The 13,757-nt window shown below is 37.5% G+C and carries 12 protein-coding genes; all 12 read left to right on the forward strand.

Translation table 11 applies throughout. From position 1 onward, the window contains the following. The first annotated feature begins 11 nt into the window (after nt 1–11). The 12 genes from rsmH to ODE14_RS13970 all read left to right on the forward strand — a co-directional run bounded on the left by rsmH (nt 12) and on the right by ODE14_RS13970 (nt 13,739). Nucleotides 12–908: a 16S rRNA (cytosine(1402)-N(4))-methyltransferase RsmH gene (gene rsmH, locus ODE14_RS13915; protein ID WP_248389430.1), complete on the forward strand. Its 897-nt coding sequence runs from the start codon at nt 12–14 to the stop codon at nt 906–908. Nucleotides 909–1,010: 102 nt separating this feature from the next. Beyond that, nucleotides 1,011–1,376, forward strand: coding sequence for an FtsL-like putative cell division protein (locus ODE14_RS13920; protein ID WP_090001746.1), 366 nt, complete (start codon nt 1,011–1,013; stop codon nt 1,374–1,376). Beyond that, nucleotides 1,360–3,351 (forward strand): penicillin-binding transpeptidase domain-containing protein, encoded by a 1,992-nt coding sequence (locus ODE14_RS13925; RefSeq protein WP_263601857.1) that lies wholly within the window; start codon nt 1,360–1,362, stop codon nt 3,349–3,351. Before ODE14_RS13920 ends, ODE14_RS13925 begins: the two co-directional genes overlap by 17 nt. Before the next feature lie 87 nt (nt 3,352–3,438). Continuing rightward, the gene (locus ODE14_RS13930) at nt 3,439–4,899 is read left to right on the forward strand and encodes a UDP-N-acetylmuramoyl-L-alanyl-D-glutamate--2,6-diaminopimelate ligase (protein WP_263601858.1); all 1,461 of its coding nucleotides are present in this window, start codon (nt 3,439–3,441) and stop codon (nt 4,897–4,899) included. Between the two features lie 83 nt (nt 4,900–4,982). After that, nucleotides 4,983–6,224, forward strand: coding sequence for a phospho-N-acetylmuramoyl-pentapeptide-transferase (gene mraY / locus ODE14_RS13935; RefSeq protein WP_248389424.1), 1,242 nt, complete (start codon nt 4,983–4,985; stop codon nt 6,222–6,224). A gap of 69 nt (nt 6,225–6,293) precedes the next feature. After that, nucleotides 6,294–7,631, forward strand: coding sequence for a UDP-N-acetylmuramoyl-L-alanine--D-glutamate ligase (gene murD, locus ODE14_RS13940; protein ID WP_263601859.1), 1,338 nt, complete (start codon nt 6,294–6,296; stop codon nt 7,629–7,631). Between the two features lie 22 nt (nt 7,632–7,653). Then, nucleotides 7,654–8,892, forward strand: coding sequence for an FtsW/RodA/SpoVE family cell cycle protein (locus ODE14_RS13945; RefSeq protein ID WP_248389420.1), 1,239 nt, complete (start codon nt 7,654–7,656; stop codon nt 8,890–8,892). A gap of 78 nt (nt 8,893–8,970) precedes the next feature. Beyond that, the gene (gene murG / locus ODE14_RS13950) at nt 8,971–10,125 is read left to right on the forward strand and encodes an undecaprenyldiphospho-muramoylpentapeptide beta-N-acetylglucosaminyltransferase (RefSeq protein WP_263601860.1); all 1,155 of its coding nucleotides are present in this window, start codon (nt 8,971–8,973) and stop codon (nt 10,123–10,125) included. Continuing rightward, nucleotides 10,125–10,532: a TASOR family protein gene (locus ODE14_RS13955; protein WP_263601861.1), complete on the forward strand. Its 408-nt coding sequence runs from the start codon at nt 10,125–10,127 to the stop codon at nt 10,530–10,532. The genes murG and ODE14_RS13955 overlap by 1 nt, the downstream gene beginning before the upstream one ends. Before the next feature lie 250 nt (nt 10,533–10,782). Next, nucleotides 10,783–12,141, forward strand: coding sequence for a UDP-N-acetylmuramate--L-alanine ligase (gene murC, locus ODE14_RS13960; RefSeq protein ID WP_263601862.1), 1,359 nt, complete (start codon nt 10,783–10,785; stop codon nt 12,139–12,141). Between the two features lie 117 nt (nt 12,142–12,258). Beyond that, on the forward strand, nt 12,259–12,636 hold the full coding sequence (locus tag ODE14_RS13965; RefSeq protein ID WP_263601863.1) for a GxxExxY protein: 378 nt from the start codon (nt 12,259–12,261) through the stop codon (nt 12,634–12,636). Between the two features lie 143 nt (nt 12,637–12,779). Further along, complete coding sequence (locus ODE14_RS13970; protein ID WP_263601864.1) at nt 12,780–13,739, forward strand: cell division protein FtsQ/DivIB; 960 nt, start codon at nt 12,780–12,782, stop codon at nt 13,737–13,739. Nucleotides 13,740–13,757 lie beyond the last annotated feature (18 nt).

The raw sequence follows: 13,757 nt of genomic DNA on the forward strand, positions 1-13,757 counted from the left end.
ACAACTTAAACATGTATCATAACCCCGTTTTGTTGAAGCAAAGTGTTGATGATTTGGTAACGAATCCAGACGGAACATACGTGGACTGTACTTTTGGCGGTGGCGGCCATTCAAGAGAAATATTGAGCCGACTTTCCGACAAAGGAAGACTTTTCAGCTTTGATCAGGATCTCGATGCTCTTAAAAATACGATCGATGACCCGAGATTTACATTAATCAATCAGAATTTCAGATTTCTCGAAAACTCTCTGCTGATGCATGGTGTTTCCCAAGTAGACGGCATTCTGGCCGACCTTGGAGTTTCATCCCACCAATTTGATGAGGCCGACAGAGGCTTTTCCACAAGAAGTAATGCTCCACTGGATATGAGAATGAACGTAATGCAGAATCTTGATGCTAAAAGAGTTATCAATGATTATGAAGAAGGAGAGCTTGCGGATATATTTTACCACTACGGTGAGTTGAGAGAAGCAAGAAAGCTGGCAAGAGATATTGTTCATCACCGGAAAACAAAAAGCATAGAAACAACGGAAGATCTGAAAAAACTTTTCAGTTACATTCCACCGCATAAGGTAAATAAATTTTATGCCCAGTTATTTCAGGCGATCAGGATTGAAGTAAATCAGGAGCTGGAAGTATTGAAAGAAATGCTTGTTCAGGCATACAATGTTTTAAAACCCGAAGGCAGACTGGTTGTCATTTCTTACCACTCCCTGGAAGACAGGCTGGTAAAAAGATTTTTGAAAAACGGAATGTTTGAAGGAGAACCGGAAAGAGATATTTACGGAAATTATAAAAAAGCATTCGAGCTGGTAAAAAGCAAAGCGATTATCCCGGATGAAAAAGAAATTGAAGAAAACTCAAGAGCCAGAAGTGCTAAAATGAGAACAGGAATCAAAGTAGGATAAATTCCACCCGCAACTTCCCTTCCTCTGGAGGGTGGCGAAAATTCAAAGAATTTTTGACGGGGTGGTTAACAAAATAATATAAAAATAAATCAGACAAAGTCTGTGGCAAAAAGAACAACATATCGTCCTCAGAAAAAACTCACTTTTATAGACATTATAAAAGGAAATTTCCTGAACCGGGATGAAATCAAAATACATTACCGGTATTTTCTCCTGCTCTTTGTGCTGATGATGGCCATGATTTACAGCAATCACCTGGTTAATAAAAAGATAGAAATCGTTAATGCCTTAAAGGAAGAAACAGAAGAATATAAATCACGAAACGCTTATGCACAAAGTAAGCTGATCAAAGTAAAAATGGAATCGGAGTTGGGGAAAGAAGTCGCCCGGGATTCTTTGATGACCCTGGAAAGCCATCCTCATAAATTGCTCATAAAACTGGACAGTACAGATGCAAAAACAAAATGAATACGATAACAAGCGTAAAAAAACGTTACGTTGGGGCTACCTCTTTGCAGTGGTAGCTTTGTGCGTGTTTGTCATGTTTTTAGCAAGGATTGTAATCCTTCAGAATACTAATGTTCAGGAAATTAAAGACGATTACATTAATAAAAATTATCGCGAAGCCACTCTTAAAGCTGCCCGTGGAAATCTTTTCGCTTCAGATGGTTCTATCCTCGCAACAACTGTCATGCGTTATGATATTTATCTTGATTTTAAAACAATGAAGGATACCGTTTACACGAATAATATCGGTGCATTAACGGATTCCTTGAGCAAAATGTTTGGGAAACCAAGAGGTGACTTCAGAAAAAAGTTTGACGAGCAGAGAAAAAAGAAAAACCAATATTACACTTTGGTGAAAGGTCTTGATTTTGACCAGTACGACAGAATCCGCAGATTCCCGATTTTCAAAAAAGGTAAAAATAAAGGAGGCTTTATTGTAGACAGAAACTATAAAAGAGAACTGGCTACTTCCGAAATCGGAGCAGGAACAATCGGAATGGATAACGGTGAGTACAGTTCCGGTCTTGAAGGTGCTTTCTCAAAATATTTAAGAGGAACCGACGGAAAAAGACTTGAGCAAAGAATTAATTCCTCACAGTGGAAACCGATTGACTTCTGGAAAGTTCAGGAACCTGTTGACGGAGAAGATGTTTACACTACGCTAGACCTTAGAATTCAGGATATTGCGCACTCGGCTTTGCAGAAACAGCTTGTTAATTTCGAAGCAAAACATGGAACTGTCATTGTAATGGAAGTGGAAACAGGAAAGGTTCGCGCAATGGTGAACCTAAGAAGAAACGATGACGGAGAGTATGTAGATTCTTACAATTATGCCTTAAAAGATAATATCGAACCCGGTTCCACTTTTAAAACCATTTCCCTTCTCGCTGCAATGGACGACGGTTTTATTGACGAAAATACAACCGTAGATGTAGGAAACGGAATCTGGGTATATGCCAAACAAAGAATTTCCGATGGCCACGGCGGCGGAACATACGACATCAGTGATGTTTTGGCCAAATCCAGCAATGTAGGCTCTGCAAAGCTTATTACGAAATATTATGCGGAAAAACCCCAGATTTTCCTTGATCATTTAAGACGCTGGAAATTGTTTGACAAAATGGATATCGAACTTCCCGGAATTACAAAACCAAAAATTCTTACTCCGGAAAGTAAAAGATGGAATGCCGCAACATTAGCATCCATCGCCTATGGATATTCTACCAATATTAACTTGTTACAGCTTACAACTTTCTACAACGGTGTTGCTAACAATGGCAAAATGCTGAAGCCACTATTCATCGATAAAATCATGAAAGACGGAAAGGTTATGTACAATGCAAAACCAGAAGTAATGGTGAGCAGAATGGCATCCGACAAAGCCGTTAAAATGATGACACATGCTTTAACAAAAGCTGTGGAAAAAGGTACGGCAAAGAGTATTTTTACCCCGAATCTGAAAATGGCAGGAAAAACAGGAACGGCAAGATTTGAATACTGGCTTCCCGGACCTATGAAATACCGCTCTTCCTTTGCAGGCTTCTATCCCGCTGATAATCCAAAATATACGTGTTATGTGATGATCAGTGAGCCCAACACTTCGAAAGGGTTTTACGGAGCAACGGTTGCAGCCCCCGTATTTAAGGAAATTGCTGGAAAAACGTTCCTGAAAACGCCACAAAATATTGAAAGAGAAATGCTGGTTGACAGAAAGGTAAACCTTAATAAAATGGTTGAACCTAATGTGAAAGTAGCCGTCAATAATAAACAAATGCCCAATGTTGTGGGACTGATCGGTAAAAACGTCATTCCGCAATTGGAAAATTTGGGATATCGTGTTGACTTTAAAGGCGTAGGAAGAATTAAAGAGCAATTTCCGCTGGAAGGCACCATGATTAGTAAGAATCAGAGAATTTATTTGTCTCTGCAAAATTAAAGAAACAGTCCAAGGACAATTTAAAACAGAATAGGATAAAATCCTATTAAAATGGAAATATTTTAAGAATATAAAGCATCAGTATAAATGCAGTTAAATGAATTATTAAAGAGAATTCCAGTTTTAGAAATTCATGGTGATGACAGCCGTGAAATTTCACAATTGGTTTTCGACAGCAGAAAGGTTACGGACAACTCTTTGTATATCGCAATGAGAGGAACGGTTGTGGATGGACATTCATTTATTGCAGCTTCTGAAGAAAAAGGCGCAAAAGCTATTGTCTGTGAAGAGTTTCCTGACAATTTAAATGAAGATATCACTTATGTAAAAGTAAAGAATTCTTCCAAAGCTTTAGGGCAGCTGGCCTCTAATTTCTACGGAAATCCTTCAGAAAAATTAAAATTAATCGGTGTTACAGGAACCAATGGAAAAACATCTGTTTCTACCTTACTTTTTGATGTTTTCAAAAATTTAGGCTATGATTCTGCATTGATTTCTACAGTAGAGATAAGAATTGCAGACCAGATCATTCCTGCAACCCATACAACACCTGATGTTATCACTATTAATAAAATTTTAGCTCAGGCAGTTGAAGAAGGCTGTGAATTTGCTTTCATGGAAGTAAGCTCTCACGGTATTGCCCAAAACAGGATTGAAGGCCTCCATTTTAAAATCGCCGGATTTACTAATCTTACCCACGATCATCTGGATTATCATAAAACCTTTGATGAGTACCTAAAAACAAAAAAGAGATTTTTTGATGAGCTGGATGGAACCGCCGTTGCTATCACAAATATTGATGATAAAAACGGGAACGTCATGCTTCAAAACACAAAGGCAGCAAAAAGGTCTTATGCCTTAAAGACAATGGCCGACTATCACGGAAGATTGCTGGAAGTGGATTTTAACGGAATGCTGCTGAATTTCAACGGAAAAGAATTCTGGACAACGCTGACGGGAAAATTTAATGTCTATAATTTACTGCTGGTGTTTGGGATAGCTTCAGAGCTTGGTTTTGAGCAGGAAGAAATTCTGCAGGCCATCAGCCAGCTAAAAAGGGTTTCAGGAAGGTTTGAAACGTTCAAATCAGACGGCGGAATCATTTTTATTGTAGATTATGCTCACACTCCGGATGCTTTGGAAAACATTCTGGACAGCATCAACGACATTAGGACAAAAAACGAAAGACTGATCACAGTTTTCGGTTGTGGAGGCGACAGGGATCACGCTAAAAGATCTGAAATGGGAAATATTGCCACCAAAAAATCAACATTGGCGATTATTACATCAGATAACCCGAGAACGGAAGATCCTGCAGCCATTATCAAAGAAATTGAAGCGGGTGTAGAACCCCAGAACTTCAGCAAATATACTTCCATTCCTGACAGGAAGGAAGCGATTAAAATGGCGATAAAATTTGCTGAACCGAAAGATATTGTTCTCGTAGCCGGAAAAGGCCATGAAACCTACCAGGAAATCAATGGTGTGAAACATCATTTTGATGATAAAGAAACCATTAATGAACTTTGGAAATTGATGAGCAAGTAAAAATTTATAATCGATAATTGATAAATGTTAATTGGTTTTATCATTCATCAGTCATCATTTATCATTTATTAAAATTTGAAAAAATGCTATACTATCTATACGAATATCTAACCAACCACGGAATCCATGTCCCCGGACTTGGATTGTTGAAATACATCTCTTTCCGAGCGGGAATGGCGGTACTGTTTTCTTTAACCATTGCTCTTATCTATGGAAAAAGAATCATTAATTATCTGAGAGCCAAACAAATGGGTGAACTGGTACGTGATCTCGGTTTAGATGGACAGAAGCAAAAAGAAGGAACTCCTACTATGGGAGGGCTAATTATCATTCTGGCCACGCTGATTCCTGTATTGCTGTTTACAAAATTTACCAATATTTATATTGTTCTTCTCATTGTTTCAGTCCTTTGGATGGGCGCCATCGGTTTCCTTGATGATTACCTGAAAAAAATAAAAAAGAACAAAGACGGCCTCAGTGGAAAGTTCAAAATCGTAGGTCAGGTGGGATTGGGTCTGATTGTAGGCGTTACAATGTACTTTCACCCCGATATTACCGTAAAAAGAAAATATCTGGACGCTAAAGTGGTAAACCGTAACAATGTAGAGCAAAACTTTATGCCTACCGAAAAGATTGCCGTTTCCACCGTTCCTTTTGCAAAAAATAATGAATTCGACTACAGCGGAATTTTGTTTTGGATGAATGATAAAGATGCCCACGAATGGGCATGGGTTGTTTTCATCCCTATTGTAATTTTCATTGTAACAGCCGTTTCAAACGGTGCCAACATTACTGATGGAATAGACGGTCTTGCTGCAGGTACCAGCACCGTTATTTTACTCACATTGGGATTGTTCGCTTATCTCTCAGGAAACATCATATTCGCTGATTATCTGAACATTATGTTCCTTCCCAACATGGGTGAAACCACCATTTTTGTAGTCGCCATGGTAGGAGCTGTAATCGGTTTTTTCTGGTACAATACTTATCCTGCCCAGGTGTTTATGGGAGATACGGGAAGCCTTATGCTGGGTGGTGTAATCGCCGTTCTGGCAATTATTCTGAGAAAAGAACTGATGATTCCTGTATTATGCGGAATTTTTTTAATAGAAAACATTTCCGTCATGCTTCAGGTGATTGTTTTCAAATACAGAAAAAGAAAATACGGGCTTGAATATGCCCAGAACAATAGATTATTCAGAATGTCACCCCTTCACCATCATTATCAGAAAGGCGGTTTTCATGAAAGCAAAATCGTTAACAGGATGATCATCATAGGGGTAATGTTAGCAATTGTATGTCTCATTACATTAAAGATGAGATAAACCGGCGGTATGCAATAAGCGATAAGCATCAGGCTTAAAGCTTATAGCTACAGCATAAAGCAAAAAAGTATGAAAATAGTTGTTTTAGGAGGAGGAGAAAGCGGTTGTGGCGCTGCTTATTTGGCTAAAAAACAGGGTCTGGAAGTTTTTCTTTCAGACCAGGGGTCTATTAAGGATCACTATAAGCAGTTTCTTACGGATAATGAAATTGAATTTGAAGAAGGAAACCATCATGAAGAAAGAATTCTGGATGCAGACTGGATTGTAAAAAGCCCGGGAATTCCTAAAAAGGCAGACATCATTCATAAGATCCACGATAAAGGAATAAGACTTTCCTCGGAAATTGAATTTGCTTCGGAATTTACCGATGCCAAAATCATCGCGATTACCGGAAGCAACGGGAAAACAACTACGACATCGCTGATCTATTACATCCTGAAAAACGACGGACTCAATGTTGGTCTTGGAGGAAACATCGGGTACAGTTTTGCTAAACAGGTTGCCGACGAAAAGTACGACTATTATGTATTGGAAGTAAGCTCGTTCCAACTTGATGATATTCAGAATTTCAGACCTTATATTTCTTTATTGCTGAATTTGTCACAGGATCACCTGGATCAGTACAATTACAACTATGAAGAATATGCATTAGCAAAGTTCAGAATAACGGAAAATCAGGAAAATGACAATTTCTTCATCTACAATAAAGATGATGAAATGAGCAAAAATATCCTTGAAAAGCTGGAGGTTAAAGCGAAAATGATTCCTTTTTCCACCAAAGAGAAACTGTCTGAAGGAGGTTTTGTTGATGATGAAAATATTGTGGTTAAAATGAAAGAAAAATTCTCAATGAAAATCGAGGAATTATCTCTTCTTGGCAATCACAATGTAGCCAATAGCCTTGCCGCATCAATTGCGGGTAAGATTCTGGAAATCAATAATGAAAGCATTAGAAATTCGCTAATGACTTTTCAGGCCGTTGAGCACAGGCTGGAATTTGTGACAGAGATTGATGGCGTAAAATACATCAATGACAGCAAGGCGACCAATGTCAACGCAACCTATTACGCTTTGGAAAGTATGAAAAATCCAACCGTATGGATTGTTGGCGGAATCGATAAAGGAAATGACTATACCGAAATTGAAGATTTAGTCAAAAGAAAAGTAAAAGCAATTGTATGCTTAGGCATTGATAATGAAAAAATTATCAACTTCTTTAGGGATAAAAAAGAATTTATTTACGATACTTCAAGCATGGAAGAAGCAGTAAAGATATCAAAATCACTGGCCAAAAAAGGAGATATGGTTTTACTTTCACCATGTTGTGCAAGCTTTGATTTATTTAAAAGCTATGAAGACAGGGGACAACAATTTAAACAGCAGGTTTTAAAAGCAGGTGGCAATTAGCCAAAAGCTAACAGCATTAAATATGAATGAACAAGATACAGAAAACAGATTTGAATTCCTGAAGGGCGATAAAGTACTTTGGATGGTCATTCTTGTGATCTCCATCTTCTCTATTTTCCCTGTATATTCTGCAAGCTCAAATCTGGAATATATCGTAAATAACGGGACTACAACAGGTCACGTGATCAAGCATATGTTCTTCGTAGTCTTAGGTCTTTCGATCATGAGAGTGGTCGGAATGGTAAAATATGAATACATCGGAAAGCTCAGCAGCATCCTGCTTGGTTTAATGATTATTCTTCTCATTGTCACGATGTTTACCGGGCAAACCATTGATGGAGCAAGTGCCTCAAGATGGTTGAAAATTCCGGGCACGCCGATATCATTCCAGCCTTCTTCTTTTGCATTCCTTATGCTGATCATTTATCTCTGCAGGTATCTGACCAAAAAAATCACAAGAGAAAGGCTTCCGATTGAAAATATCATGTACATCTTTGGCCCTATTCTCCTTGTCTTTGTTCTTGTTGCAAAAGATAACGGATCTACGGCATTAATGATCCTGATGGTTTCCGTGATTGTATTGATTATCGGGCAGCTTCACTGGAAATATATTGCAGGATTCATCTCCGCATCATTTATTGCAATTGTATTGTTTTTGATTATTGCACTCAACACAAACCTCATCGGAGGAAACCGGGTACACACATGGATGAGCCGTATCGAAACTTTTACTTCAAGCAAAGCGAAGTCGGCCGATGTAGACGATGAAAGTGTAAAAGCTAAAAACTATCAGGTAATGCAGGCTAAAGCAGCCATTGTTCACGGTGGGATAACAGGAATGGGACCCGGGAAAAGCGCATTAAAACAAATGCTTCCACAGTCTGCGTCCGACTTTATTTTTGCGGTAATTGTTGAAGAATATGGAGTAATAGGTGCAGCCTTTCTGATCAGTATGTATTTAATTATGATGATCAGGATTGTAATGATTGCCAGTAAAATGCCGGCATTTTTCGGATCGTTGCTCGTGCTCAGTCTCGGGGTAATGATCTTTATACAGCTTTCCGTAAATATTGCGGTAGCCGTCAATCTGATCCCGGTAACTGGCCAGCCGTTGCCATTGATCAGCTATGGGGGGACATCCATGCTGGTAACCTATTTACAACTGGGAATAATTTTAAATATAAGCTCACGAATCCAGATTTATGATGAAGAAGGATTGGGCAAAAAGCAAAGCATTGCAGAAATAAACGACATTGCTTAAATAAAAAAAGAGTCTCAAAAGGACATAAATCAGGATAGGGTGCAAATCCTGTCAAATTTAAAACAGATAAAATAAAAAATGGACAATCAATCATTCAATAGCCAGAAGCCACGAGCCATCCGCGTTTTATTATCCGGAGGCGGAACAGGAGGACACATCTTCCCGGCTATTGCTATTGCAGACGAAATCAAAAAGAGATTTCCGGATGCAGAATTTTTGTTCATTGGAGCCAACGGCAAAATGGAAATGGAAAAAGTTCCTCAGGCCGGCTACAAAATAGAAGGCATTGATATTGCCGGAATCAACCGTGGAAATATCCTCTCTAATTTAGGGCTGCCTTTTAAGATTTTAAAAAGTTTATCTAAATCTAAAAAGATCATTAAAAGTTTCGCTCCCGATTTCGCGATAGGAACAGGCGGTTTTGCAAGCGGACCGGCTTTGTATGAATCAAGCAAATTGGGAATCCCGATTTTTATTCAGGAGCAGAATGCCCATGCAGGCGTTACCAACAAAATTTTGAGCAAAAAAGCAAAAGCCGTATTTACTGCCTACCCGAAAGTAGATGGCTTTCCGGCAGATAAAATACACTTTCTGGGTAATCCTATCCGCGAAAATATTGTTTCGGGAATGCAACAAACAGCCCAGGCAAAAGAAAAAATGGGTCTTGATAAAGAAAAGTTAACGATTCTATCAGTCGGTGGCTCTCTAGGTTCAAGAACATTAAATAACGGATGGAAAGAAAATCTTGAAAACCTGAAACAAAAAGGGTATCAATTGATCTGGCAGACGGGCAAACTGGATTATAAAGAAATTGTTGATGAGCTTCAGTTGTCCGTTGATGGAAATAACCAACAACCAGAAACCGGCAACCAGATACAGATAAAAGAATTCATCAAAGACATGGAAACAGCATATTCTGCGGCAGATGTTATTGTTTCCAGAGCGGGAGCTATTGCCATTTCAGAATTGGCAGTAGCGCAGAAGCCTGTATTATTGGTTCCCTTCCCTTTTGCAGCGGAAGATCATCAAACCAAGAATGCGATGAATCTGGTGGAAAAGAATGCCGCAAGAATGGTAAAAGACTCTGAAATGCAGGAAAAATTCTGGAATACCCTTTCAGAAATCTGTGAAAATGTAATTATAAGAAAAGAAATGTCTCAGAATCTGCAATATTTTGCTAAGCCAAATGCGGCTAAAGAGATTGTGGACGAGATTTTAAAAATAATTGAATAATGTCAGCCACACTTTCTACATATAGAAAATTTATTTATAAGGATGATGCTTTAGAATTAATTAAAATTCTTGAAGTTAATCATATTGATTATGAATTGGCCGACAATTCCTCCAGATTAGATTCAAGCTTTGGAGCAGATGTCAACAATCAGGAATTTGAATTAAAAATCCAAAAAGAGAATTTTAATAAAGTTGAAGAATTAGAGGAAAAGCTTGTAGAAAATGATGTGCAAAATGTTGAAAGAGATTATTATCTTTTTGAATATTCTGATGAGGAGCTTATCGAAATTATACTAAAGAAGGAAGAGTGGAGCAAATTTGATTACTTGCTGGCTCAGAAAATTTTAAAAGAAAGAGGAAAAGAAATTAGTCCGGAAGTTCTTACGGTTATTTCAAAACAAAGATAGAGGAATTATCAAAAGAAGCTGAAGTTCCGAAACTGTGGTTTTACTTAGGTTATTTCTTTGCATTTGTTGGAGGCTTTTTAGGTATTATAATAGGGTATACGATAATGTCTTACAAGAGAAATTTATCAAACGGAGAATCTGCTTATGTCTATAAGGAAGAAGACCGAAAACAAGGTAGGAATATATTAATCTGTTCAATAATCGGAGTTATTTTTTGGATTGTCGTCAGATATTTAAACAAATATTAAAAATGAACATTTTAAATACATATCAGAATTTTTACTTCGTGGGCATCGGAGGCATCGGGATGAGTGCTCTGGCACGGTATTTCCATGCTTCGGGCAAAAAAGTGTCTGGTTATGATAAAACCAACACCAAGCTTACCCAAGCTCTTATGAACGAAGGAATCGATATTGTTTTTGATGATATTATTGACGAAAGAATTACCTCACTGCAGAAAGATGATACTTTGGTAATTTATACACCTGCCATTAAGGTTTTAGAAATTCTGGATTATTTTAACGATAATAAGTTTGAAGTTCTGAAACGCGCAAAAGTATTGGGATTAATTACAGAAAATACAGACTGTATCGCTGTTGCAGGAACTCATGGAAAAACAACAACTTCTACCTTGGTTTCACATTTGTGCAAAGAGGCAGATCTGCCGTTTTCCTGCTTTTTGGGCGGAATTTCCGAGAACTTCAAATCAAACTTTCTGTATAATGGGACTCAATATTCTGTGGTAGAAGCAGACGAATATGACCGAAGTTTTCTTAATCTCTCCCCAGATTGGGCAGTGATCACCTCCACCGATGCAGATCACCTGGATATTTATGGCGACAAAAACACCATTGAAGAGGGATTCAGGCAATTTGCCGCATTGGTTCCGGACGACAAACAGCTTTTTGTAAGAAAAGGGATTGACATCGGAAGACCACACCTCACCTATGCCGTAAATGAAACAGCAGATTATTATTCTGATAACCTGCGTATGGAGAATGATACGATCTATTTTGATTTTCATACTCCGGAAGAAACAGTAAAAGATTTTGCCTGGGAAATTCCGGGAATCCATAATGTAGAAAATGCAACCGTGGCATTGGCAATCCTTCATAATTTGGAAGTCGATTTTGAGACTTTAAAAAAAGCAATTATCAATTTTAAAGGAATTAAAAGAAGATATACCAAGCACAGATATGAGAACGGTAAAATTTACATCGACGATTACGCTCACCACCCGACTGAAATCAATGCGGTAATGAGCTCAATCAGAACTTTTTACCCGGAAAAGAAACTGCTGGTGGTTTTCCAGCCGCACCTGTTCAGCAGAACAAGAGATTTTGCTGACGATTTTGCAGAAAGCCTGAGTCAGGCCGATGAATTAATCCTGCTTGATATTTATCCGGCAAGAGAACTTCAGGAAAATTTTGAAGGCATTACTTCAGACTGGCTCCTGGAAAAAGTGACTTTAGATAAAAAGGAAGTTTCAACATTAAGTGATGCTTTCAGTAAAATAAAAGAAAAAGAATTTGACATCCTTCTCTCCGTAGGCGCAGGAAATATTGATACGCTGTATGATCCTGTTTGTGAGTGGATGAGTAAATATTAATTTAATAACCGCAGCGAGCGCAACGGAATTTATATAACTCCTATAAAGTCGTTCGCAGGGGCGTTTCACTTAGCAAATGATAACTGGAAATATCATTTAGGAATAAAAAAACACAAGATGACAGAAAATGAAATATCAAATGTAGTTTTTGATGCAGGGATGAAAGTGCATCGAAAACTTGGAATAGGACTCTATGAAAATGTGTATGAGCAATGCTTAATCTACGAATTGAAAAATAGTGGACTTAGAATTGAGAGTCAAAAAGATATCAGTATCAATTATGAAGATTTGCTAATTGAGAAAGCATTCAGAACGGATTTGGTGATTGAAAATAAAGTTATTATTGAAATAAAAGCTGCTCCGGAAATTAATACGTATCATTTCTTTCAGCTTCTTAACTATTTAAGAATTACAGAAATGAAATTAGGGATGATTTTAAATTTTCATTCTAGCTTATTTAAAAACGGAGTAAAAAGAGTAGTAAATAAATTATAAAAGCCTGGTAAACAGCACAAATAAAAGGATAAATAGTAAATGTTTTCAGCTAACATTCGCTGAGTGAAACGCCCTTGCGAGCAAAAAAGTAACAAATAATAATAGAAAAAAGCCTTGCGAACTTAGCGTTAAAAAATTTAAAAATGAAAAATAAATACAGAATATTAAAAATTGCCATTACAGTAATCATTCTAGGGTTTCTGCTGAGTTTCTCATTGAAGAAATTCAGTGGACAGAAGATTACGGACAATAAAATTTCTGTAAAAATGAGTGAGAAAACACCAGTTTATTTTATTGATGAAAAAGATATCCGGGAAATTGTAAAAAAAGAAAACCCTTCCGGAAAAGTGGGGGATCTTAATATTCCTGCCCTGGAAAAGAAGATCAATGCCCTTCCTGCTGTGGACAGCGCTAATGTATACCTTAATCTGAACGGGAAACTGAACCTGGATATCAAGCAAAGGGTTCCTGTTTTCAGGCTTAATAAAAATGGGCGTGACTTTTATGTAGACGAAAAAGGAATAGAATTTCCCATTTCTAAAACATACTCTCATCCGTGCATGCTGGTAACGGGAGATGTACAGAAGGACGAATATAAAAAACTGGCTGAGCTTGTCGAAAAAATCGATAAAGATGATTTCAGTAAGAAATATTTCATCGGCATTTCAAAAGATAACGGCGACTACAATTTGCTCACCAGCGAAGGTAATTATAAAGTAGAAATCGGAGATCTGGACAATATTGAATTTAAAGTAAAAGGTTTTAAAACCTTTGTAGAAAAATATCTTGTTTACCAGGATCCCGAAAAATACAAAATGGTATCGGTAAAATATCAGAACCAGATTGTCACCACTTTAAATCCTTATTTTAAAGAAAATGACAGTATTCTGAATGTAAGAAATAAAGAACTGGCAAAAGCTTCATTAGTTCCGGTAAAGAAAGCCGACGATAAGCCCAAACCGGCAGAAATAAAAAAGACTAACCAACCAACTTCCTCTTCATTAAAACCAAAAACAGTAACCAAGCCAAAAGAAATAAAAAAAACAGAGAAGAAATCTACGGCAGTAAAGCCGAAAACAAAGGCGAAAATTAAAATAGAATAAAAAATCAAATCGATATAA

It is taken from the genome of Chryseobacterium sp. PET-29 (genome assembly GCF_025736815.1).
Lineage (GTDB): Bacteria > Bacteroidota > Bacteroidia > Flavobacteriales > Weeksellaceae > Chryseobacterium > Chryseobacterium nepalense.